Origin of the sequence: Sphingobacterium sp. UBA865, from assembly GCF_002295765.1 — a bacterium.
Lineage (GTDB): Bacteria > Bacteroidota > Bacteroidia > Sphingobacteriales > Sphingobacteriaceae > Sphingobacterium > Sphingobacterium multivorum.
Window position 1 is genome coordinate 14,983 of the sequence record NZ_DBGB01000042.1, and the last position, 23,468, is coordinate 38,450.

General features: G+C 41.8%; 16 protein-coding genes. 5 read left to right on the forward strand and 11 right to left on the reverse strand.

The genetic code is table 11. The features are described 5' to 3' along the window. Nucleotides 1-140 precede the first annotated feature (140 nt). From B2O97_RS23195 to B2O97_RS23215, 5 genes are all read right to left on the reverse strand, one after another. The gene (locus tag B2O97_RS23195) at nucleotides 141-1,424 is read right to left on the reverse strand and encodes a glucose-1-phosphate adenylyltransferase (RefSeq protein WP_070569746.1); all 1,284 of its coding nucleotides are present in this window, start codon (nucleotides 1,422-1,424) and stop codon (nucleotides 141-143) included. 6 nt (nucleotides 1,425-1,430) lie between these two features. Further along, entirely contained in the window at nucleotides 1,431-2,843 is a 1,413-nt protein-coding gene (locus B2O97_RS23200; RefSeq protein ID WP_286768263.1) for a glycogen synthase, read from the reverse strand. Between the two features lie 35 nt (nucleotides 2,844-2,878). After that, nucleotides 2,879-4,837, reverse strand: coding sequence for a 1,4-alpha-glucan branching protein GlgB (glgB, locus tag B2O97_RS23205; RefSeq protein ID WP_286768264.1), 1,959 nt, complete (start codon nucleotides 4,835-4,837; stop codon nucleotides 2,879-2,881). A 3-nt stretch (nucleotides 4,838-4,840) separates the two neighbouring features. Then, the gene (locus B2O97_RS23210) at nucleotides 4,841-7,300 is read right to left on the reverse strand and encodes a glycoside hydrolase family 31 protein (protein ID WP_286768265.1); all 2,460 of its coding nucleotides are present in this window, start codon (nucleotides 7,298-7,300) and stop codon (nucleotides 4,841-4,843) included. Nucleotides 7,301-7,448: 148 nt separating this feature from the next. After that, nucleotides 7,449-7,922 carry a Dps family protein gene (locus B2O97_RS23215; protein ID WP_070569738.1) on the reverse strand — a complete coding sequence of 158 codons (474 nt, stop codon included), beginning with the start codon at nucleotides 7,920-7,922 and terminating at the stop codon, nucleotides 7,449-7,451. A gap of 335 nt (nucleotides 7,923-8,257) precedes the next feature. On the opposite strand from B2O97_RS23215, the gene B2O97_RS23220 reads away from it, so the two are divergent. Together B2O97_RS23220 and B2O97_RS23225 are read left to right on the forward strand one after the other, a co-directional pair. Then, complete coding sequence (locus B2O97_RS23220; RefSeq protein ID WP_286768266.1) at nucleotides 8,258-9,937, forward strand: RluA family pseudouridine synthase; 1,680 nt, start codon at nucleotides 8,258-8,260, stop codon at nucleotides 9,935-9,937. Nucleotides 9,938-10,238: 301 nt separating this feature from the next. After that, the gene (locus B2O97_RS23225) at nucleotides 10,239-12,836 is read left to right on the forward strand and encodes a DUF5686 and carboxypeptidase-like regulatory domain-containing protein (protein WP_286754418.1); all 2,598 of its coding nucleotides are present in this window, start codon (nucleotides 10,239-10,241) and stop codon (nucleotides 12,834-12,836) included. A 395-nt stretch (nucleotides 12,837-13,231) separates the two neighbouring features. Here the strand turns inward: B2O97_RS23225 and B2O97_RS23230 are convergent, their stop codons facing one another. Together B2O97_RS23230 and B2O97_RS23235 are read right to left on the reverse strand one after the other, a co-directional pair. Further along, nucleotides 13,232-14,914: a protein-disulfide reductase DsbD family protein gene (locus B2O97_RS23230; RefSeq protein WP_286768267.1), complete on the reverse strand. Its 1,683-nt coding sequence runs from the start codon at nucleotides 14,912-14,914 to the stop codon at nucleotides 13,232-13,234. 99 nt (nucleotides 14,915-15,013) lie between these two features. Further along, on the reverse strand, nucleotides 15,014-16,081 hold the full coding sequence (locus B2O97_RS23235; protein ID WP_070569729.1) for a PLP-dependent cysteine synthase family protein: 1,068 nt from the start codon (nucleotides 16,079-16,081) through the stop codon (nucleotides 15,014-15,016). 160 nt (nucleotides 16,082-16,241) lie between these two features. Here B2O97_RS23235 and B2O97_RS23240 point away from each other — a divergent pair, with 160 nt between their 5' ends. Next, entirely contained in the window at nucleotides 16,242-16,700 is a 459-nt protein-coding gene (locus B2O97_RS23240) for an Lrp/AsnC family transcriptional regulator (protein WP_046675839.1), read from the forward strand. 77 nt (nucleotides 16,701-16,777) lie between these two features. Here the strand turns inward: B2O97_RS23240 and B2O97_RS23245 are convergent, their stop codons facing one another. The 3 genes from B2O97_RS23245 to yihA all read right to left on the reverse strand — a co-directional run bounded on the left by B2O97_RS23245 (nucleotide 16,778) and on the right by yihA (nucleotide 20,036). After that, nucleotides 16,778-18,454, reverse strand: coding sequence for a PNGase F N-terminal domain-containing protein (locus B2O97_RS23245; protein WP_070569727.1), 1,677 nt, complete (start codon nucleotides 18,452-18,454; stop codon nucleotides 16,778-16,780). A gap of 80 nt (nucleotides 18,455-18,534) precedes the next feature. Further along, a complete protein-coding gene (locus B2O97_RS23250; RefSeq protein WP_070569725.1) occupies nucleotides 18,535-19,389 on the reverse strand; it encodes a UbiA-like polyprenyltransferase in 855 nt (284 codons plus the stop codon). Between the two features lie 17 nt (nucleotides 19,390-19,406). Beyond that, nucleotides 19,407-20,036, reverse strand: coding sequence for a ribosome biogenesis GTP-binding protein YihA/YsxC (gene yihA, locus B2O97_RS23255; RefSeq protein WP_046676372.1), 630 nt, complete (start codon nucleotides 20,034-20,036; stop codon nucleotides 19,407-19,409). A gap of 413 nt (nucleotides 20,037-20,449) precedes the next feature. Between yihA and B2O97_RS23260 the strand changes: the two genes are divergently transcribed. Together B2O97_RS23260 and B2O97_RS23265 are read left to right on the forward strand one after the other, a co-directional pair. Then, the gene (locus B2O97_RS23260; RefSeq protein ID WP_070569720.1) at nucleotides 20,450-21,385 is read left to right on the forward strand and encodes an ABC transporter ATP-binding protein; all 936 of its coding nucleotides are present in this window, start codon (nucleotides 20,450-20,452) and stop codon (nucleotides 21,383-21,385) included. Continuing rightward, nucleotides 21,378-22,703, forward strand: a complete 1,326-nt coding sequence (locus B2O97_RS23265; RefSeq protein ID WP_046675835.1) for an ABC transporter permease — start codon at nucleotides 21,378-21,380, stop codon at nucleotides 22,701-22,703. Before B2O97_RS23260 ends, B2O97_RS23265 begins: the two co-directional genes overlap by 8 nt. 164 nt (nucleotides 22,704-22,867) lie before the next feature. On the opposite strand, the gene B2O97_RS23270 is transcribed toward B2O97_RS23265, so the two are convergent. Beyond that, entirely contained in the window at nucleotides 22,868-23,395 is a 528-nt protein-coding gene (locus B2O97_RS23270; protein ID WP_046675834.1) for an Mpo1-like protein, read from the reverse strand. Nucleotides 23,396-23,468: the final 73 nt, after the last annotated feature.

Sequence of the window (23,468 nt, forward strand, 5' to 3'; positions counted from 1 at the left end):
TTGCTAGCAAAGACAATACCATCTGACGTTAATTTGCCTGTATAAGGCAAAATTTGACTTCAGGTAATTACTTTTCAAGATACTTTTATATGAATAACATGAAATGATAACAATATATTATCTCCCTTGTTCTATAAATTTTATAAGCTTGTCAATCCTATTGTTGTTCCATTTGGAATTACAGCATTTTTTTTGATAACAACAATGCCGTCACAAATGGTATAGGTGGGGTGATTGGCGTTCAGCAAATGAGGTCCACCATTGATCCGGACATCGTTGCCGATACGACAATTTTTATCCAAAATAGCATTCTCAATATAACACCGTTCTCCAACACCGACCACAGGTATATTTTTACGCTTTGCTTCCTCCATATCGACGAGATCCTCATAATAATCTGATCCCATCATATAAGTACCGCGCACAACAGATCCTGTACCAATCCGAGAACGAACGCCCACGACGGAACGGTCTATCTTATCAGCTTGGATAATACAGCCATCCGAAATGACCGAATTGATTAATGTTGTACCCGAAATCTTAGAAGGCGGCAACATCCTTGGACGGGTGAAAACCGTATTTTTATCAAACAGATTGAAGGCCGGAATATTATCGGTCAAACCAATGTTGGCTTCATAGAAAGACCCTATGGTACCGATGTCTGTCCAATAGCCCTCAAATTGATAGCTAAGCACCCGACTTGTATCAATGGCATCGGGAATAATTTCTTTACCAAAATCCATTCCGCGATTCTCTTCAAGCATACGTTTCAGGACGCCTTTTGAAAAAACATAAATACCCATAGAGGCCAGAAATTCTCTGCCCTCACCCTTTAAATGATCGCTCACTTCTGAACTCCAGTCTACCAGCTGCTCGCTATTCGGCTTCTCGATAAAAGAGGTAATATGATTCTTTTCATCCGATTTCAGTATACCAAAACCGGTGGCATCTTTGGCGTTTACTGGTATAGTGGCAATGGTCAGGTCGCCTTCGTTTTCGACGTGAAAGTCAACCAGCGCATCAAAATCCATTTGATACAGCTGATCTCCCGATAAAATCAGTACATAGTCATAATCAATGCTAGCCAGCTTCCGAAACGATCGGCGTACCGCATCTGCCGTACCCTCGAACCATTTATCGCCATCATTGGTCTGTTCAGCAGCCAAGATATCGACAAAGCCCTTACTAAAAATACTAAAGTTGTAGGTATTCTTAATGTGGGAGTTGAGTGACGAAGAATTGAATTGTGTCAACACAAAAATCTTGTTAAAACCCGAATTAAGACAATTCGAGATGGGAATGTCCACCAAGCGATATTTCCCGGCAATGGGAACTGCTGGCTTAGACCGTTGATCGGTCAATGGATACAGACGTGAGCCCCTTCCTCCGCCCAAGACGATAGCTACTACATTATGACGTGACATATCAAATTACATTAATTGGTTATATAGACTTATATACTTCGCTGCAGATTTATCCCAAGAAAAATCCAACTGCATCATTTTACGTTGATTCTCCTCAAACTGCTTTTTACTATCGTAAAAATTTATAGCCCGAACAATCGCTGCACTAATTTCAGTGATTGTCAGACTATCAAAACCTATACCGTAGCCATCATTTTTCAGATCGATTACCGTATCTTTTAATCCCCCCACCTGATGCACGATCGGCAATGTACCGTACTTCATAGCATAGAGCTGATTAAGTCCACAGGGCTCAACACGGGAAGGCATTAAAAGAAAATCCGCACTGGCATAAAGCCAATGGGCCAGATTTTCATCATAACCAAAGAACACATCAAAATTATCAATTCCATCATCGACGAGTGATTTCACACGTGACTGGATCGCTGGGTCTCCGGCACCCAGTATAAATATACTTAATCTATCGTGATATTTCTCCGTCAAATCCAAAATTATCTCCGGAAGTAAATCCGCTCCTTTTTCTGTTGCAAATCGGCCGATAAAAACAAGTAACGGTCGATCTGGATTGATTTTATACTGCTTCGCCAAAGCCTCCTTATTTTTCAACTTTCCGGAAAAAGCTTGTACAGCATCGTAATTTTCTAGCAAGGTATAATCAATTTTAGGATCCCAGATTTCCCAGTCAATTCCATTGACAATACCGACAGATTTATTTCGCTCATCATAAAACAGCTGCTGCAAACCATTTGCTTCCACATAAAGCTCTTCCAGATAACCTTCGGAGACCGTTGTGTACGCATCGCAACATTTGATGAGGGCTGCAAGCGGATTAATTAAACCATCCCAGTCCAATAGTCCCCATTTCCAGCTATCGAAAGCGGGCAACAGAATAGCTTTACTCCAATGTGTCCAGCCCTGATACTGCCCATTGTGGACGGTGGCCACCGTTTTAACGTCGGCAAGAAAGTTATAGTCATTGCTATACCTCATCAAAAAAGGCATTAAGCCGACATGATGATCATGGCAATGCACAATATCAGGTACTATATTTTTATCCTTAAACCACGCCAAAACAGCATGTTGAAAGGCGATAAACTGCTCGCCTTCATCCGGATAACAATATACCTCCTGCCGATCGAGTTTACCTGGAATCTTAATCAGGTAGAGCTCAAATCCAAGTACCTGATGATCTTCCTTATAAACACTGTAGCGCAGCAATTCAGATCCTTGATAAAAAGTACCTTCATGAACTAGGCTAAAAGCATGATCCCTAACAAAAGGACGATCATACCAAGGCATGACAACCGTTGCCTCCCATCCCAGTTTGGTTTGGTATTTGGGCAGCGCGCCCACGACATCCGCGAGACCACCTACTTTGGCCACGGGATAACATTCTACACTCAAGTGAAATACGTTCATTCTTCTTTTACAGCATGAGATTTAATAACAAGATTTTATACAGGGATACGCTCGCCTTGTTTAATGGGATTGACTTCCTTTACCGCTCTCTTCCTTTTCAAAATATATCCGCCAAGCGGAGGTAAATGAACTTGAGCAGACTGTACCTGGTTCATCCAATGCAGGTGTTCACTATGAATGAGCAGCTGATGTATTCCAGAACCGAAATAGGTCAAATCATCCGAATTCAACAGCACTTCCCATTCACCAGCGTAAGGTAAACCAATACGGAAATGTTCCCGAACAACAGGCGTTAAGTTAAGTACAACAACCGTATCATCCCAGGCGTCAAATCCCTTTCGCCAATAGACCACAACCGAATTTTCACGATCACCAGCATCTATCCATTCAAAGCCCGAAGCGTCAGAAGCCTTCTGGTAAAGACTTGGTTGGCTCCTATAAATCGTATTCAGGTCGGCTACAAATTGCTTCATACCCTGGTGTGGCGCAAATTCCAAAAGATGCCAATCAAGCGATTGGTTTACATTCCACTCCGAAGTCTGCCCAAATTCTCCGCCCATAAACAGCAATTTTGTTCCCGAAAAAGTATACATAAAGAGATACAATGCCCGCAGGTTGGCAAACTTTTGCCATTCATCGCCCGGCATCTTATAAATTAATGAATGCTTTCCGTAGACAACCTCATCATGTGACAGCGGTAGCATAAAATTTTCATGGAAAGCATATACTGTCGCAAAGGTCAGTCGATCATGATGATAGCTGCGATTAATCGGATCCTCTTTAAAATAATCCAATGTGTCATGCATCCAGCCCATCATCCATTTCATTCCAAACCCCAATCCACCAGCATAGGTTGGGCGACTGACACCCGGCCAGGAAGTCGATTCTTCCGCGATGGTCTGCACATGTGGGAAATGTCCGTAAACGGCCTCATTCAGTTCTTTTAAAAATTGTACCGCTTCAAGATTCTCATTTCCACCAAACTCATTGGCAATCCACTCGCCTGCGTTTCGACTATAATCCAAATAGAGCATAGAAGCAACCGCATCGACCCGAAGTCCATCGATATGAAAACGATCCAACCAATAAAATGCATTACTGATCAAAAAAGAACGCACTTCATTACGTCCGTAGTTGAAAATATAGGATTGCCAATCGGGATGAAACCCTTTACGGGGATCTTCATGCTCGTATAAGCTCGTACCGTCAAAACGATAAAGACCATGTGCGTCACCTGGAAAATGCGAAGGAACCCAATCCAACAATACACCTATCCCGGCGGCATGCAGCTCCTCAATCAGATACATGAGATCTTGTGCCGATCCGTAGCGTGAACTCGCAGCAAAATAGCCCGTTATCTGGTATCCCCAAGAAGGGTAATAGGGATGTTCCATCAGGGGCATAAATTCTACATGGGTAAAATTCATTTCCTTCACATAGGATACGAGCGCCACAGCGATTTCGCGGTAGTTGAGCAAAGTATCCGGACTTTCGGGATCCCGCGACCAAGATCCTAAATGCACTTCATAGACAGACCATGGTTGATCCAGCCTGTTTTTAACAGCCCTTTCCTGCATCCATTGCTTATCCTGCCACTCGAACCAGGTCGAATGAACAATGGAAGCAGTCTTTGGCGCGATCTCCCACTGAAAAGCAAAGGGGTCTCCTTTTTCAAGTTGTTCGCCAGTATAAGTCTCAATAACATACTTATACGCCTCCCCATTGCCAAGCCCCGGAATAAATCCCTCCCAGATTCCGCTACCATCCCAGCGCACATAGAGCGCGTGACGCGCTTTATCCCAAAAATTGAAGTTGCCGGTTACAAAGACCGATTTTGCATTTGGAGCCCAAACCGCAAAATAAACGCCTTTTTCACCATTGACTTCCAGCTCGTGTGAACCGAACTTTTCGTATAATTTGAAGTGCTTACCCGACTGGAATAAGGCGACATCAAATTCAGAAAATAGACTATGCGGAATTACTTCATTGGTCATGTTTTAACCTTCTATCAATATGTTATCAAATTCTCGTGCGACATTAATCCAATACCGCCCCTTATCATCTACTTGTACTTTTGTCTCAATACCATCAGTCTTCACCTTCTTAACCTGAAAAGGCAAGCCGATTAACTGTAATTTATATTCCTCATACCGCTCCGTAAAAAGCCCATCTTGCGTCTGTTTAATCGACAGGGATTCTTTGAGCCCCGATACGGTAAAGCATTTTTCAAGATAAATATCCTGCTCATAGGCAAAGGTGTCGCCATGATCCGAATACACATACGAACGGGTTACACCTTCAGCGAAGTAAACATTGAGCTGCAGCTCCTCAATTTTCTTTTCACCAGTATATTGCATCACTGGATATTCGGGGATAACAGATCCCCCACGAATGAAAATCGGCATCTCATCAATCGGCGTAGGAACAGTATGTTCTTTACCGCCCACGTAGGTTTCATTATTGAAATAATAAAACCAAGTACCTTCAGGCAGATAGACAATCTTGCTTTTTTGTCCCGGCTGCAATACTGGGGATACCAATATTTTATCCCCAAAACAGAATTCCTCCTCACGTTGCCAATTGGTCGGTATATGCTGTTCGACCATGGAAATCGGACGTAATATGGGAAAACCATACTTCGTTTGCTCCCAAAAACAGGTATAGATATACGGCAACAACTTATAACGGAGTTCGATAAATTTCCGATTGATCTTTTCCCAATCCTCCCCAAAACTCCAGGGCTCCCGGTCGCGGGTATCGCCAGCGGAATGCACACGCATAAAAGGCGAGAAAACGCCAAATTGCATCCATCGCGTAAATAACTCACCGTCGGGTTCACCCGTAAACCCACCAATATCCGTTCCACAAAAGGACATGCCCGAAGTCGACAAACGCTGTAACTGCAAGGTTCCCAACTTGAGATGTTCCCAACTCGCCAAATTATCGCCGGTCCAGACCGAAGAATAGCGTTGTGTTCCCGCATAAGCCGCTCGGGTGATGGTAAATGGCCGTTTATTTTTATACAATTTCTTTAAACCATCATAGGTTGCCCGGACCATCTGCATGCCGTAGATATTATGTGCCTTACGATGCGAACCCCGATGCCCGTCATATTGGTGACGTACATCGTCGGGGAATGTTCCGCGGCCAAATACGGCCGGTTCATTCATATCGTTCCAGAAGCCAGCCACGCCATCTTCCACAAGGCCCTGATATAAGGTGCCCCACCATTGACGAACCTCCGGATTGGTAAAATCAGGAAATTGACAACGTCCCGGCCACACAAATCCTTCCATAAAATAATCATCCCCGCGGCGACAGAAATACCTATTTTCCTTTCCTTCCCTGAACACCCAGTAGTTCTCATCAACCTTGATGCCCGGGTCGATCATCACCACCGTTTTAAAGCCATCATTGGCCAAATCGCTGATCATATTCTTAGGATTGGGAAAATACTGCTTGTTCCAGGTAAAACAGCGGTATCCTTCCATGTAATCGATATCAAGATAAATCGCATCACAGGGGATCTGTCGCTTCCGAAACTCCTCAGCAACCTTCCGGACATTCGCTTCGGGATAATAACTCCAGCGACACTGATGGTAACCAATTGCCCACAGCGGTGGCAGGTAATGTGTACCTGTCAGCGTATGATAGCGACGGATGACGTCGATAATATGTGGACCATGGATGTAGTAGTACTGCAGTTCCCCTCCTTCGGACCAAAAGCTTGTTTTTCCCGGATCTTCCGCGGCGAAATCAAAATACGTTTTAAAGGTATTGTCAAAGAATATACCGTAGGCTTCACCATCTTTTAAACCAATATAAAACGGAATAGTTTTATAAAGTGGATCCTGATCGTAAGCAAAAGCATAAGTGTCTGAATTCCAGTTTTTAAGTCTTTTACCTCTCAGGTTCAATTTAGTGGCCTTGTCCCCCAGTCCATAAAAAGCTTCATTTTCAAAGGCCACTTTTGTGCTATATACATAATAGCCTCCAAAATCAGGGTTTTCCTCCCAGTGCATCGGAGCCAAATCTGCATTGAACAGTTTACCCGAGCGATCAGAAAAAGAAATCAAAAAATCATTCTTATTGATCTTACAGGAAATAGTATTCGTATGCACCAGATAATGATCTGCCTCTTCCTTGCATTGATGTATACTGACGCGGTGATCTTTCTTGGCCAAGGCATACGAAAAATCCTCCAAAAAAGTCCCTTGTGGAGCCAGCCGTACTCGCACGATCTCATCCGTGACGATCTTAATTTCTACCTTGGCTTTGCCGTCAGAAAAATAATAAGACTTATCGTTTTGATTGTGGGCTACTATCGTTTCAAGGTATTTCTTTTCAATTTTCGGTAAATCCAATACCGGATTATTCACATGATGCATACTCTCCAAAGTACCATCATTTTCCTCCTCATGTAGTGTGGTTTGATTTAGGTTGTCGTCTTCAAGCATAATTGTAATATGTTAAAAAGTTTCTGAAGGCTTAATTCCTCTTTAAGATAGAAAATTAATCCTGCGCTGACAACAAAACACAAAAAAAAATCCCGCCTATTGGGATAGACGGGATTTTTTTCAATACCTGTGGATAAACTTCTACAGCTTACTTAACAAAATGCGCACGAAGCATCCAGGCCATCTTTTCATGCTTTTCCAATAGTCCAACCAAAAAGTCCTCCGTACCATTATCCGAAGTGCCTTCAACCACAGAAATGTCGGCACGAATTGACATCGCTATAGCTTCATGGTCAGCCAACAATTCTTTGTAATAGGACTGACTGTCGGTTTTTTCTGAAGTAGACTCCGTTAAACGAGTCAATTTCAAATATTTATCAAAGGTACCTACCGCATAATGCCCTAAAGTACGTACACGTTCTGCTACTTCATCGATCACTTCAGCTAGTTCATCGTATTGTGATTCCAAAAATAAGTGAGCAGCATGAAAATCCGCACCTTCCACATTCCAATGCGCGTTACGCGTCTTCATGTAGACAATGTGTTCATCTGCCAACAGCACATTTAGCAACTTTGCAACTTTTTTCAAGTCCGCATCTTTAATTCCAATTGAAGTTTTCATATTATAATCTTTTGTTAACTATATGTTTTAAATGCTTAGTTAAATTTACCCAAAAATGCGGTAAAAACCAAATAAAAGCCAGTCAAATTCACAACAATTACCTCACCCCACTATACCAAACCAGACTTACATTTCGTATTACTGCAAAGCGTTTGCTAGACTGAAAAATGAAAAGCGAAGGCTGCACCGACAGTGTTCTTTGTAGAAACAGATAAGACCTAGATTGTACCTTATGAACGAAACATTTTAAACAAAAATCGATCAAGCTATTATTTAAAGCACATAATGTTGTATTTTTGCAGACATCTTTATTTTGAGGGAAAGCTGCGGACAACATGGACAACAATACCTATTTTCACAAATTCAAACAGGATATTTCAGCGATTGAACTTCCAACACGATTTACCTTCCCATTTTGCTATGAACCGCACCCCCTTGCCGTAACCGCCGCAAAAGAACTTCAATATTACATCGAAACACAAGAGGACTGGACCCACAATTTTGGCCTGGACAGCGCCATGGAGGGCCTCGCTATTGGAAAAATGTTCGGTGTGCTGGTTGTCAGAAACCAACACAATGAGCTTGGCTACCTTGCCGCTGTTTCGGGAAAACTGGCCGGAAGCAACAAACACCGCTATTTTGTACCGCCAATATTCGATATGTTGGAAGAAAACAGTTTTTTTCTAAACGAAGAGGTGCATCTCAATGCACTGAACCGCAAAATAGAAAGGCTTGAAAATAGTGAAGAGCTAGCAGACACGCAGCGTAATCTTGACCGGTTAAAAAATGAATGGGATAAGTCGCTCGATGAGCTAAAATCGAAATTAAGAATCCAAAAGAAGGAACGAAAAGAAACCCGTACAAAACTGAAGGTCAGTTTATCCGATGCGGAATATGAATTATTGATGGAAGACATGCGGAGCCAGAGTTTAAAAGACAAACAACAGCTTCAGCGCTTTCAATATGACATGCATTTGGCTCTGGAAACAGAGAGTAACCATTTACAACAATTGCTATCTACGATTACCGCGCTAAAAGAGGAACGCAAAACACGCTCAGGCAATCTGCAAAAACAGCTTTTCGAACAATATAATTTTCGCAATGCAAAAGGGCAACGCAAGAATGTCGTCGACATATTCCATGAATTTGACACGATAACTCCGCCTGCGGGATCGGGGGAATGCGCTGCGCCAAAACTGCTGCAATATGCATATGAAAACCAGTTAACACCCCTAGCTTTGGCCGAATTTTGGTGGGGCTGCTCCCCTGCATCTGAAATACGCAGGCACAAAAACTACTATCCGGCATGCCGCAAAAAATGTGAACCGATTTTAGGGTATATGCTCCAAGGCTTGGTCGTAGATCCGAATCCCATGCAGCAGGAAACGACCTTGGATATCGCACTTCCTCAAATTTATGAGGATGAAGATATTATCATCATCAACAAACCAGCAGAATTTCTTTCTGTACCAGGAATATATGTCAAGGATTCGGTCTACAACCGTATTCTTCAACGTTATCCAAAAGCAGGCCCGATTATTATCCACCGCCTGGATATGTCGACATCCGGCCTATTGGTTGTTGCCAAAAACAAAGAAGCGCATAAATTTATTCAGGATCAATTTATTCAGCATACCATCAAAAAAACATACATTGCCTTACTTGATGGTATTATCGAAGCTCCATCCGGCTTGATCGACCTCCCTCTTCGCGTCGATCTGGATGATAGACCCCGACAAATGGTCTGCTACACCTATGGCAAGCCAGCGCAGACAAAATGGGAAAAAATTGCGATAGAGAATAATCAAACGAGGGTCAGGTTTTATCCCTTGACTGGCCGAACCCACCAGCTTCGCATGCATGCGGTGCACCCCAATGGGCTAAATACACCTATTGTTGGTGACGATCTCTATGGCAAAAAAGCTAATAGATTACACCTTCATGCCGCTTCAATTACCTTTATACACCCTCGTTTCAAAAAAGAAATGACCTTCGAAATCGAGCCAGATTTTTAATAGCGCTGACTATATCGTTACAAAAGTCAGTAAATAAAGTAGCGGAAAATCATCGCCAAGTCAAAATGTAATGTGAAAATTATTGACCCAAATCAATAATTCAACATAAACAACTCACAAACAAAGACTTACAAACAAATGTAATTCAACTACTTTCCTTTATTACATTACAATAAAATTTTAATTATTCTTAATTTTTTGTTTCCTTTGTTCACTGATTTTTTGATTTTAATACCTATAAAGTCAAAAATAAAGTAGAAACAGGAAAACAATTTTGAATTTTCAAGATTATAGCAATATAATGAGAGCTAAAATAGACGCAACAACCTTCATAACTAAACTCTTTCTTTCGATAACGCTCGTACTAACGGTGTCCATGGCTTTTGCCCAAAACAAGACCGTAACCGGTACAGTTAAAGATGCAAAGACCAAGAATCCTATACCCTATGCTACCGTAGCCGTCGTTGGCGCTCCGGCTTCTGCTGGAACCACGACGTCGACCAATGCAAATGGTGAATTTAAACTTGTCTTTCCAACATCGTATGTAAAAATCAGAGCAAGTTACATTGGGTATGACAGCAAAGACGCTTTTGTTACGAATGATGCAACGCAAACAAAAGAAATTCTGATGGATCAACAGGACAACATGCTGGAAGAAGTTGTTGTCAAGGCCACAAAGAAAAAATACAGCAACAAAGATAATCCTGCTGTCGCACTGATCCGAAAAGTCATCGAGAATAAGGAGAAAAATAGACTTTCAGGACAACAATATGCTGAATTTGACCAGTATGAGAAGATGTCTTTAGGACTGAGCAATCTTTCGGAGAAATTCGTCAATAAAAAAATATTCAAAAACTATCAATTTCTTTTTGAAACGGACGACTCCGCTAAAACAGCCAACAAATATGTTTTGCCTGCCTTTATTGAAGAAAAAATGTCCAAGGTATATTACCGTAAAGATCCAAGCAAAACCAAACAGTATATCCTTGGTGACCAACGGGCACAATTTGACCCTAGATTTATTGATAATGATGGTCTGACAGCCTACTTCAATAAACTGTACGAACAAGTTGATATTTACGACAACAACATTTCATTGGTTACCAATCAGTTTTTAAGTCCAATTGCTAATTCCGCTCCTACTTTTTATAAGTTTTTTATAACGGATACCATTAAGACTGTTCAACCCTGGTTGGTCGAATTAAGCTTCTTTCCACGCAACAAGGCCGACATGTTATTTAAAGGTCAACTGTATGTGACGCTAGACGGCAATTATGCAGTGCAGGGCGCCAATATGACTGTGGCCGATGATATCAATCTAAACTTTGTACGTGACCTTCAGATACAGCTTAAATTTGAGAAAGACAGCAAAAGTCGCTTCTACCTAAAAACAAGTACCCTGGGTATCGATTTTTCTTTAACGGAAAAAGGCATGGGGATCCGCGGAAGTCGTACAGTTGATTACAACAATTACAAAGTCGGCATTCAGCGTCCTGATAGTACCTATGATGGTCCATCTACGGTCATTGCCTATAATGTAGAAAATAAGAAAGCGATTAAAACATTGTTTGAAACACAACGTCCGCTTGTCCTTGCGCAAAACGAACTGAATATTTATCATAATATTGATACCTTACAAAAGATCCCTTCATTCCGTTCGTTCATGGATATCGCTGCCTTATTGCTGTCAGGATACAAACAGGCCGGCCCAGTTGAGATCGGTCCAGTCAATACATTCTATAGCTTTAATCCCGTAGAAGGTTTCCGTTTACGTGTCGGCGGACGTACAACAGAAGCGCTAAGCAAGCGTTTCTATGCTGAATCGTATGCGGCCTATGGTTTTAAAGATCAGAAATGGAAATACTTTTTCAGCGGTACCTACGCATTTAACAACAAATCGGTCTACTCCTTCCCAATGCACTACATCAGGGCCTCTTATAAAAAGGATACGAAGATTCCAGGACAAAAACTGGAATTTATTCAGGAAGACAACTTCTTGCTGTCTTTCAAACGCGGTGATAATGACCGTTACATCTATGAGACAAATTACGGCTTAGAGTATAAAAAAGAATTTTTAAACCACTTGGCTATTGGCGCGGCATTCAATATCAACAGACAAACACCTGCTGGAAGCCTTACCTACCAGATGGTAGATGCCAACAATGAAAGTAGACTGTTTAATGAATTGAACTCGACAGAAGTATCCGTAAATTTCAGATATGCTCCACATGAAGAGTTCTATCAAGGCAAGATTTACCGGACACCTATATTCAATCAATATCCGATCTTCACGTTCAATTATACTGCTGGAATCAAAGGATTGGCTAAAGGTGAATACAATTATCACAACTTTAATGTTGGTGCATTCAAACGCTTTTATTTTAGTCAATTTGGATTTGCTGACGTAACAGCTGAAGGCAACTATATTGCAGGTAAAGAGATCCCATTCCCTTTCTTGACAATCCATCGTGCCAATCAGACCTATGCTTATCAATTGAACTCGTATAACTTAATGAACTTCCTGGAGTTTGTTAGTGACCACAATGCCTCATTGAACGTGCAGTATTACATGAACGGTTTTCTGTTGAATAAAATTCCATTGATCAAAAAGCTTAAATTACGTGAAGTATTTAGCTTCAAAGGTGTATATGGCGGACTGCGCAAGGAAAACAATCCTGACGATCCTAACTATGGCTCAAAGGTATTCACTTGGCAGCACAATGCAGAAGGTGTACAGAGTTCTTATACCTTCGGTTCAGAACCTTATATGGAAGCCAGTATCGGTCTATCCAACATTTTTAAAATATTACGCGTGGACTACGTAAAACGTCTAAATTATCTTGATCACGTCGATGCACCAGCTTGGGGTATTCGTGCGCGGGTCAGATTTGACTTCTAATAGTTTCCATAAATTTATAGTATAATTTGAAGCCCTGTTCATATAAATGACGGGGCTTCTTTTTTTGCTCTAGGCTTCCGCAACATCGGCTCCCCCGCCAACAATTTCTGGACGAAATAGCGGGGAAAGCTTCGTACCTGCTTCGTACCTTATTCGGAGATACAACAGATGTTGTACAGATGTTGATCAGATTCCGACCAGCCCCTGACCAGGAATTACCTGGTCAGGGGCTGGTCAATATTTATTGCAAGATTGTCGCCTTCCGAAGCTGGTACGAACACGATACGAGGAAAGCCCCACTGCATCAGGCCTGCAGACACAAAAACCGATGGCTTATGAACAAAAAAATCCCCCTTGCATAGTAAAAGGAGGATAAAATTAGCATATGACGATGGTTAGTTTTTATGTTTAAATGCATCCACGCCACTTTGTAGGAATGCCTTGTACTCTTCTACATTGTAGTTGGCACCGCGCTGAGGCACCAGTTTTTTGCCCGTCGGATCGACAATTACATACAGCGGTTGTGAATTGCTATCAAATGTAGCAGCTTGAAAATCGCTGTTTTTTTTACCGATTGTATTGATCTTTTTGCCACTATATTTGGAAACAAATTGTTCGTTGGCAGCCAGCTCGGTCTTATCGTCCACAAAAAGTTCAGCCATAACAAACTCTTCTTTTAATAATTTGGCCACAGCTTGGTCTGTCCAAACATTCGCTTCCATTTTACGACAATTGACACAATTCCAACCCGTAAAATCGATTAATACGGGCTTGTTTAATTCTTTAGCAGTAGCTAATGCCTGGTCGTAATCATAATAAGGATCAAATCCTTTTGGCGTGCCTCTTTCATGAAAAATTTCAGCATATTTTTTCACCTTTCCATCTGAATGCGCAACAGCTCCGGCACTTACACCCGAAGAAAGATCAAAATCTTGTGTTGCCGATGGCGGTAAAAAAGCGGAAATTGATTTTAAAGGCGCTCCCCATAAACCTGGCACCATATAGACCACAAAAGAAAAAACAACAATGGCCAAAATAGTTCGAGGAACAGACAGGAATTTCAGCTCACTATCATGGGAGAACTTGATCTTGCCAATCAGGTATAGCCCCATCAACGCAAAAATAGCAATCCATAGCGACAGGAACACCTCTCTATCCAACAAGTTCCAGTGGTAAGCTAGGTCGACATTGGATAAAAATTTCAACGCTAAAGCGAGTTCCAAAAAGCCTAAAACGACTTTTACACTATTCAGCCAACCGCCAGATTTCGGCAAGGATTTAAGCATCGAAGGAAACATCGCGAACAAACCAAAAGGAATGGCCAGGGCAATGGAGAATCCCAGCATCCCAACTGCTGGACCCAATCTCTCGCCTTTCGAAGCTGCCTCAACCAACAGTGTCCCTATAATCGGTCCCGTACAAGAAAATGAAACCAAGGACAAACTGAAGGCCATAAAGAACAACCCCACTAATCCACCTTTATCCGATTTGGCATCCATTTTATTGACAAAGGAGCTTGGCAAGGTAATTTCAAAAGCACCAAAAAAAGATGCCGCAAAGCCCACCAACAACAAAAAGAAAATGAAGTTGAAGATACCGTTGGTGGAAAGTGCATTGAGTGCATCAGACCCGAATGCGATCGTGATAATCATCCCCAGAGCCACATAAATCACAATAATAAATAATCCATATAACAGGGCTTTACTAATACCACTGGCACGACTCCCCGCCTGTTTGGTAAAATAACTCACCGTCAGCGGTAACATCGGAAAAATACAAGGCATCAATAAAGCGGCAAAACCGCCTAAAAGGCCCGCAATAAAGATACTCCACAGCGATTTTTTGCCTTCTGCCCCAGCTTTGTCTACGATTGTCCCAGCTACCGATTTCATCTGGGCGGAATCGGCTTTTACGGTAGCGGTATCTGGAGACTCCTCAAAGGACAGTGAATCGGGACTTATCGTACCATCCGTAAACTCAAGCCCCTCCAACGTGTTTGTTGTATCCGCTTGGGCAAACATTGCCACAGGCGCAACCAACAACAACAAAAGGATTAATAATTTAAAATTGACTTTCATGTTGTGTTATTCTTAGGTATAAATTGGTTTTTGAATAAATGAAACCCGAGGAGCTAGAGACTCCCCGAGTTAACTATAAACATATGAAACTAAATCTTTTTAAGCACCAAATACCGGATTTGCCAATCTGCAGATCGGTTGAAAACCCGAGAAATCAACGTCCGTAGAAAGATACCCTTCTTTTACCGGCTCCTCTTTCACCAAATCGGTACTTAGGTATTTTTTGTTATCATCACAAAGTAAGGTCACCACGACAGCTTCATCGCCCAGCTCCTGCTGTAATTTAATCGCTCCGATTACATTTGCTCCCGAAGAGATTCCAACAGCCAATCCCAATTGGCGCGATAGCTTCTGCGCCATGATAATGGAGTCGCCATCGTTGGCACATACGACCGTATCGAGTTCATCCAAATCCACAATGGCAGGAATAAACTCATCAGATATTCCCTGAATACGGTGTGAACCTACCTTATGCCCTGTAGTTAAGGTTGGACTTTCTGCCGGTTCTAGCGGATGGACGCGGACATTTGGGTTTACCTTTCTTAAGCTTCTACCCACACCCATGACCGTACCACCAGTTCCCACACCAGCAACAAAAGAATCAGCAACTAAGCCCTGTTCCTCCAGTTGCTTTACAATCTCGTAACCGGTGGTTTTCTCATGCGCTTCGGCATTATATTGATTCTCGAATTGGCGTGGAAGAAAAACACCGCCCTTTGCAGCAAGCTCTTCACTTAAACGAATACTTCCTAAAAAACCACCTTCTTCTTTGCTTATCAGCTGTATATCGGCACCCATGCTGCGAATAATATCGGTACGCTCCTTACTCAACCAATTGGGCATAATAATCTTTACCTGATGACCAAGTGCTTTACCGATTGCTGAAAAGGCAATCCCTGTGTTGCCACTTGTGGCTTCAATGACAACATCACTCGGCCGGATCTGACAATTCATATACGCTTTGTATAAAATATAAAGCGCCATCCGATCCTTAATGCTACCAGTCAGATTGTAGTTCTCACATTTCACGAAAATTCGTCCGGGTTTACCTTTGTAAGTATACTGTAGTTCCAACATCGGTGTATTTCCGACCAATCTCCACAGATGTTTGAATCTCTTGTCCAATGCAGGTGACAAACACGCACTTAATAATTCTTGTTCAGCCATTTCTTATAAATGATTATTCTGTTGCAAAATTGACCATCGACAAGATAATATTCAACACATCACTATAATTTCAATAAAAATTAAATTAAAAGATATAAAAACCAATAAATAATTCAGAACAATAGCGTATTTTTACAACCGTACCGAAAATATTCAGATTATGGAATTGGATGAAATAGATGTAAAATTATTACGCCTCCTACAACAAGATGCCTCCATGAGCAATAAAGCGCTATCCTTTGAACTTAACAAATCTATCGCTGCTGTTCACGAACGCGTTAGAAAGCTAAAGCGGTTGGGCTACATCAAAAAAACGGTGGCAATTTTGGACCGCCACAAGATAGGCATTGGGTTAATTTCCTTTTCTCAGGTCTTTCTCAAGGCGCATACTTTTGAAGTGTTGAATGAATTCGAAAAAGAGGTAGCTAAATTTCCCGAGGTGATGGAATGCTACCAAATGGCGGGTTCTTACGACTTTATGTTACGTATCGCAACCAAAGATATGGATGCTTATCATATTTTTCTGCGGCATCGACTGGCCGTACTACCGCAAGTAAATACCGTACAGACCTACTTTGTATTATCGGAGACAAAAAGCGAGACGGCCTACCCCCTTTAATCTTTGTCTTAAAAACCCAAGGAATATTGCTGTCATATGCAATAGCATTATTGCATATGACAGCAATGAAAAACTAATTAATCGAACAACAAGGTTCCTGTCACATTCCAGCTACTAAAACTTGTTCCTTCAGGAGCTCCCTGTGGAATCTGCACCTGCATCGTATGGTCACCTGCTTTTAAATCCCCCAGATCAATGTAGATTGGTGGTGTTACTGTACCCGGGCACCAATTGGAGCGGCTTAGATCGGATGAAGACAGACCTGTGGCAAAATTGCCTGAAGCTGGGTTTGACAAACGGTACGAGCCACAATCATTACGCCACGGCGTGTATTTAAAGCGTAATGAATTGTCTAGGAAAATGCGGTTTTCCTTCGGCACAAACTCATCACCATTGCCCCAGCCTCCATGCCCTGTGGTAATGTAGCGTAATTGCACGTTTTTAGCGTCCTGGTCCAAATGAAACGAAACAGTAAGACCTTTCTCCTTATCAAACATAGATCCATACTCCTGGCCGCCCATTTCCATAACGTTGGTTGTGGTGAATAAAGACATCGTCTTTTTCAGACTACCTTTTGACTCGGCATCGAAACCCGGATGCACCGTCAGCTCCACACTCACCTCATGTCCATTTTTATCATAATTGCCAATGAAGGCGCCTACATAGATTTCCTGCTCGCTCAACAGACCAGCCAGTTCCGTTACGTCCTGACGGTACAGCACCGAATCTTGCCAAACCTTATCCTTTAACTGAAGATAGTTAAACTGCTTAACACCAAAGGGTGTAAAGAAACGCATCAATTCAACAATAGGTTCAAAAGATGCAGTTTTTACAACGCCTTGATAAGCTTTACCATTTCCATTTTCGTACTTAGGCAGGGTACCCATACCATTTTTCATGCCATCCAAAAAGCTCTGCGCTTTGTTGGTCGGGATGATAAAAACTGACCCGGTGCGATCGTAGGCATCACCTTTCGATTGTTCGACCAACTGCACAAATACATTATCGCTAGTCTTTATTTTTGGGATTTTCACCTTTTTTACCAAAACAGTCCCATTGGCAAAACGCAAAACAGAATCCGACTTTACATCATCCGCAAAACGTATACGCTCCTTCCGAAAAATAGGTATTTGGATAAAACGATTTTTCCAGATCAGATCTTTATACGAGAGTTCATCGTACAATTTTTCATTTCCTTTTAGCCGCAGTTGATCCGGTATCGTCTTGACCTTTTCTACTTTGGTGGCAAAAGTCCGTGTATTCCCATTGCGGATTACCTCAAGTACCAAACCAAGATCCTGACCAAGTTCCGTGGGTGCACCTTTTACCCCTAATTTATCGGTATACCAAACTTCTATTTTATTGGAATTGATGCTGGTCTCTACTTTTTTGCAGGGATAGCCCAAGATTGTTTTAGTCTCGTTTGTCGTGTTAAACTTTTGCTTCGAAAGCGCGAGCGAATCTTTGGTTAGAATGATTGATCCATCTTTGAGTTTAGCAATTTTAAGTAAGGCATTGCCTCCGGAACGCTCCACCACAACCCGTTCGTATGGCGGCGCCAACTGTCCCTGCATTTCCTTCGCTGAACTGACAAAAGTCTCCTTTTCATTGGCATAGACGAGGATGGCATTTTGATTGGCAGCTGTATTCCCATTGAAACTTTGGTTATATTGAATGACATAACTCGACAGCTTTTGCGCCTGCGACGACAATGACAAACATAAAATAGAGGTAAAAAGAATACTTTTCTTCATAGCATGTGTATTGGTTTAGATGCAAAAATAAGAAAGGCTTTAGGAATTCCTAAAGCCTTTCTTATTTTATGCTAAAACGTTTATTTGATCAACCAGATATCCAAGAGGTAGAATACCGCAAAAATCACCGAGGCATAACCATTGGTTGTCATAAAGTCACGATTGACCCGACTTAAATTAGTCGATGAAAACAGGGTATGCTGGTAAATCAGCAAGGCTCCGTAAAAGGCCACACCTAAATAATAAATCCAACCTACCAGCATCAAAAATGCTGGTATTAAAATAAATATAAAAGAAAACACGTGCAGACCTTCCGAAACGCGCATGGCTCCCTTCGTTCCCAACCAAACGGGTATAGAATTCAGCTGATTGGCCCGATCAAATGCTTCATCCTGCAACGCGTAAATAATATCGAAGCCGCTCACCCAGGTCAACACTGCGAAGCCATAAAGTACCGGAACAGTCGCAAACTGTCCTGTAATAACCATATATGCACCTATTGGAGCCAATCCTAGCCCTGCTCCCAATACAAGATGGCATAAGGGTGTTATGCGCTTCGTATAGGAGTAAAAAAGCACAACAAAAAGTGCAATGGGCGACAACATAAAGCAAAGAGAATTGATAAAATACGTCGCTGCGATAAAAATAAGGCAATTTACTAACGTAAAAATCAATGCATTTTTAGCAGAAATTTTTCCGGCAGGAATATCACGCATGGCCGTTCGCGGATTAATGGCATCAATATCGCGATCCAAATAACGATTGAATGCCATAGCGGCATTACGGGCCGTTACCATACACACGAGCATCAAAACCAATAATTTCCACGAAAAGGTGTAGTCCGTTGTATGCAATGCCAAAAAGAAACCGATGAAGGCAAATGGTAATGCAAATACACTATGGGCAAATAAAACTAAGGACAAGTATTTTTTCATCTGAACTTAAGATCTAGCTAAAATTGTTCGTTTCCTTCGGGTTCAGGGCGAACAAATCGGCCGTTAACTTCATCGATAGCCTCTAAAATAGGCTCATGCCCCATTTTCTTTTCTGCTGAAGTTAGGAAAATCGGCGGCACCTCTTCAAACCATTGAAGCAATGATTTTTTAAATTTCGCAATATTCACATCGGATTTGACAGTCGATTGCTTGTCTGCCTTGGTAAAAACCAACATAAAGGGTAAACCACATTCGCCCAACCAATAGCAAAAATCCAAGTCTATCTTCTGTGGTTCATGACGGCTATCTACCAATACAAAAACACATTGCAAATTGTCCCGATGGGTAAGATACCTACGGATGAACTTCTCCCATTCCGTGCGACTTGTTTTAGAGGCTTTGGCAAAACCATAACCCGGCAAATCCACCAGATACCAGGTATCGTCGATGATAAAATGATTGATCAACTGAGTCTTACCAGGCTTTTGGGAGGTCTTGGCAAGTCCTTTCTTGTTGGTCATTGCATTGATCAACGATGATTTACCGACATTTGAACGTCCGATAAACGCATACTCCGGCAAATTGGGTGCAGGTAATTTGTCAACTCTCGTGTTACTGCACACGAATTCGGCTTTTTTCACTTCCATGGAACAAAGGTACGTTAAATGAATCCCTTTGACAAGATGTGTACCGCTTCTATTCCATAAAAAAGCTCCGTCTCCTATTTAATTGGCCAGGGACTAAAATGTCCCCAATTATTTTTAACTTTCACTTCAAACGATTCATCAAACAACTGAGCGCATTCCGAAGATGCACTATGCGGTTGGGTATACGTCTTATTAGCCAAATAAAAGAAGTCCTGCATGCCATAAAAAAAATAAATCTTGTAATAAGAAGTCCAGTAGGTAAAATGGAAGCATCACCAAACAAGAAATTTTTCGGAGCTGCTGTAACAATTCAGCTGCTCAAGATACTAATCACATAAATAAACGTCAGTCTTTGGGAAAAAAGGAATATTTCTAACAAACTCAAAGAACGAATTAATTAAACCTTAAAATAGATGTTACTCGAAATCAATCATGTCACCAAAGATTACGCCAATCACCGTGCATTGGACGACGTATCCATTCAAATCCCAAAGGGTAAAATTTTCGGACTATTGGGGCCAAACGGGGCTGGAAAAACGTCCCTGATCCGTATTATTAACCAAATTACCGCGCCCGATTCCGGTGAGATTTTGTTTAATGGCGAAGCGCTGGGTCCACAGCATATTGCACAAATCGGCTATTTACCCGAAGAGCGGGGGCTGTACAAAAAAATGAAAATCGGCGATCAAATGTTGTATTTGGCGCAACTTAAAGGACTTTCCAAGCGAGAAGCCCTAGCACGCATCCAAGATTGGTGCCAGCGCCTGGACATCACATCCTGGTTGGACAAAAAAATTGAAGATCTCAGTAAAGGTATGCAGCAGAAAGTACAATTTGTCGCCACGGTCATCCACCAACCACAATTGATTATCTTGGATGAACCCTTTTCGGGATTTGATCCCGTCAATGCCAATATCATAAAAGAACAGATTCTCCGATTGAATCAAGAGGGGGCGACCATTATATTCTCCACACACCGTATGGAGACTGTGGAAGAGCTTTGCGATAATATCGCCCTCATCAACCGATCCAAGAAAATACTCGATGGTTCCGTACAGGCGATTAAAAAAGAATACCGAAATCAAACCTATCGATTGGAATATACAGCCAATGAAGATAATTTTCTTCTATCCGAAGACAGCCTATTTAAAGTCATCACGTCCACAAAGCACGACAAAACATACAACACTACAATTCAGCTAAATAACAATATTCATATCAATAATGTCTTAATGCGTTTCTTAGCCCAAATACAGCTCAACCAGTTGATCGAAATCGTTCCCTCTATGGCGGATATTTTCATTCAAAAAGTTACACAAGTCTCACCCCTATCTCAAGATCATGCATAAAATACTACTTATCATTCAACGGGAATACCTATCCCGTGTCAAGAAAAAATCTTTTATTGTCATGACTTTTGCCGTGCCATTGTTCTTTTTTGCATTGTATGCAGGCATGTTTTATCTGACAAAAAAGAGCTTTAAAGATTCACACACCGAAGTCTTTATTTTAGATGAACAAGGCGACTTTGCGGGAAAACTGCAAAGCAATAAAAATGTAAGTTATACAATCAGTAAACTGGATCTCCAGGCACAAAAAGCGCAGCTGACCCAAAGTGAAGGAAAACAGTCGATCCTTTATATCCCAAAAGATATTTTAACAAGCCAAAGAGCCGAACTCATTACCAGTGGCAAGACCAGCTTTGTCATACAGGAGATCATTAGCGGACAGCTGGAAGAGATCATCCGTGAAAAGGAATATAAAGCCAAGGGAATTGACCTGCAGATTATCCAGTCCATTAAGCCGAAAGTCAGCATCGATGCAAAAGAAATAACAGCCGACGGCGAAGAAAAGAACAGCAACACGGCCATTGCAATGGGCCTTGGTGTCGCTTTGGCTATCTTAGTCTATCTATCCCTGTTTCTTTATGGTGCCCAGGTAATGCGTGGTATTATCGAAGAAAAGAGCAATCGTATCATCGAAGTTATTATTTCCTCGGTCAAGCCCTTTCAGCTCATGATGGGTAAAATTGTTGGAATCGGTATGGTTGGACTGACCCAATTTGTGATGTGGCTTGTGCTTACCGGGGGCTTATTTATCACAGCAACGCTACTGTTTGTCAATCCGCAGGATATGCAGGAAGTAGCCGCTAGCCAACCTGGAGCGGGTAATATGAGTACCGTATCAAAAGCTATGGCCCAGAATGATTCCGCTTCGATCCTTACGTCGATCCAAAGCTTTAATTTCACGGAGGTCATCATTTTCTTCTTTCTGTTTTTTATTGCCGGATACCTATTGTATAGTGCTATTTTCGCCGCTGCAGGCTCAGCTGTCGACAACGAAACAGAGGCCAATCAGTTTTCCATGCCCATTACCATGCCCTTGCTATTGACCTATATTCTTTCTTTCGGCGTCATTATCAATGATCCCAATGGACCGATTGCAACATGGTTGAGCTTTATTCCATTCACCTCACCGATCGCCATGCTCGTTCGCATACCTTTTGGTGTACCCCTATGGCAGATCCTGACCTCGTTGACCTTGCTCATACTGACCTTTTTATTGGTAACCTGGGTCGCTGCACGTATCTACCGCGTCGGGATTTTGATCTATGGAAAAAAGGCAAATCTCAAAGAAATCATCAAATGGTTCAATTACAAAAGTTAGTTATGTACTGAACTAATTACGCATGGCTGTCGGATATCCCCGATCTATGTCAGCGCTCAACTAAAAGAACGGGGCCAAATTGCAAGCAATTTGGCCCCGTTCTTTTAAGCCCCCGATTAGGATGCGATCAGATGCAATGCGATCAGCTCCTAAGGACAGCTCAATTAATATCTTAATTTCAATTTTTTAAAGACAAAATGCCACAGCCATATCGGTCCGACAAGTAAAAACTGCAGAAACTGTTGTCCTGTGATTTTCTTCTTTTCCTTTCCCTTACCGATAAACAGCGCGACAATAGATAGCAATGCGATTCCCAAACACACCCAGATGACAGCCGGGCCACCGTTCTTCTGTGCGTATTCCAGTTGCACGATAAAGAAACTCATACCCCCGATCGAGAATAATATCGCATAGGACAAGGTTGCAGACAGCTTTAAATAATAATAAATGACAATAGCGATGAAGAAAGAGCCCCAATTCAAAAAGGTATGCCAATTGAGTTTGACCAAGAATTCGAACTGTGGAAATGGAATCATCCAGATGCAGCCCATGATACCAAAAAATAATAATGGTAAAAAGATGGCCTGAATCAGGCGGTTGGTCGGATCCTGAAAATTAGCATCCAGCTCCGCAAAATACTTATCTACGGGACGTAAAGGTTCGACTTCTTGAACTTTCTTCTTTTGTTTCATTCGGCAAATTTAACAAATATTGAGCATGCCTTAGGTCTTAAAAATGATAATATTCCCTATTTTTTGGTCTGCC

Excerpts from the sequence above, each read along its gene's own strand:
- B2O97_RS23195 (WP_070569746.1), bottom strand. The coding sequence starts at position 1,424 with ATGTCACGTCATAATGTAGTAGCTATCGTCTTGGGCGGAGGAAGGGGC.
- B2O97_RS23200 (WP_286768263.1), bottom strand. The coding sequence starts at position 2,843 with ATGAACGTATTTCACTTGAGTGTAGAATGTTATCCCGTGGCCAAAGTA.
- glgB (WP_286768264.1), bottom strand. The coding sequence starts at position 4,837 with ATGACCAATGAAGTAATTCCGCATAGTCTATTTTCTGAATTTGATGTC.
- B2O97_RS23210 (WP_286768265.1), bottom strand. The coding sequence starts at position 7,300 with ATGCTTGAAGACGACAACCTAAATCAAACCACACTACATGAGGAGGAA.
- B2O97_RS23215 (WP_070569738.1), bottom strand. The coding sequence starts at position 7,922 with ATGAAAACTTCAATTGGAATTAAAGATGCGGACTTGAAAAAAGTTGCA.
- B2O97_RS23220 (WP_286768266.1), top strand. The coding sequence starts at position 8,258 with ATGGACAACAATACCTATTTTCACAAATTCAAACAGGATATTTCAGCG.
- B2O97_RS23225 (WP_286754418.1), top strand. The coding sequence starts at position 10,239 with ATGAGAGCTAAAATAGACGCAACAACCTTCATAACTAAACTCTTTCTT.
- B2O97_RS23230 (WP_286768267.1), bottom strand. The coding sequence starts at position 14,914 with ATGAAAGTCAATTTTAAATTATTAATCCTTTTGTTGTTGTTGGTTGCG.
- B2O97_RS23235 (WP_070569729.1), bottom strand. The coding sequence starts at position 16,081 with ATGGCTGAACAAGAATTATTAAGTGCGTGTTTGTCACCTGCATTGGAC.
- B2O97_RS23240 (WP_046675839.1), top strand. The coding sequence starts at position 16,242 with ATGGAATTGGATGAAATAGATGTAAAATTATTACGCCTCCTACAACAA.
- B2O97_RS23245 (WP_070569727.1), bottom strand. The coding sequence starts at position 18,454 with ATGAAGAAAAGTATTCTTTTTACCTCTATTTTATGTTTGTCATTGTCG.
- B2O97_RS23250 (WP_070569725.1), bottom strand. The coding sequence starts at position 19,389 with ATGAAAAAATACTTGTCCTTAGTTTTATTTGCCCATAGTGTATTTGCA.
- yihA (WP_046676372.1), bottom strand. The coding sequence starts at position 20,036 with ATGGAAGTGAAAAAAGCCGAATTCGTGTGCAGTAACACGAGAGTTGAC.
- B2O97_RS23260 (WP_070569720.1), top strand. The coding sequence starts at position 20,450 with ATGTTACTCGAAATCAATCATGTCACCAAAGATTACGCCAATCACCGT.
- B2O97_RS23265 (WP_046675835.1), top strand. The coding sequence starts at position 21,378 with ATGCATAAAATACTACTTATCATTCAACGGGAATACCTATCCCGTGTC.
- B2O97_RS23270 (WP_046675834.1), bottom strand. The coding sequence starts at position 23,395 with ATGAAACAAAAGAAGAAAGTTCAAGAAGTCGAACCTTTACGTCCCGTA.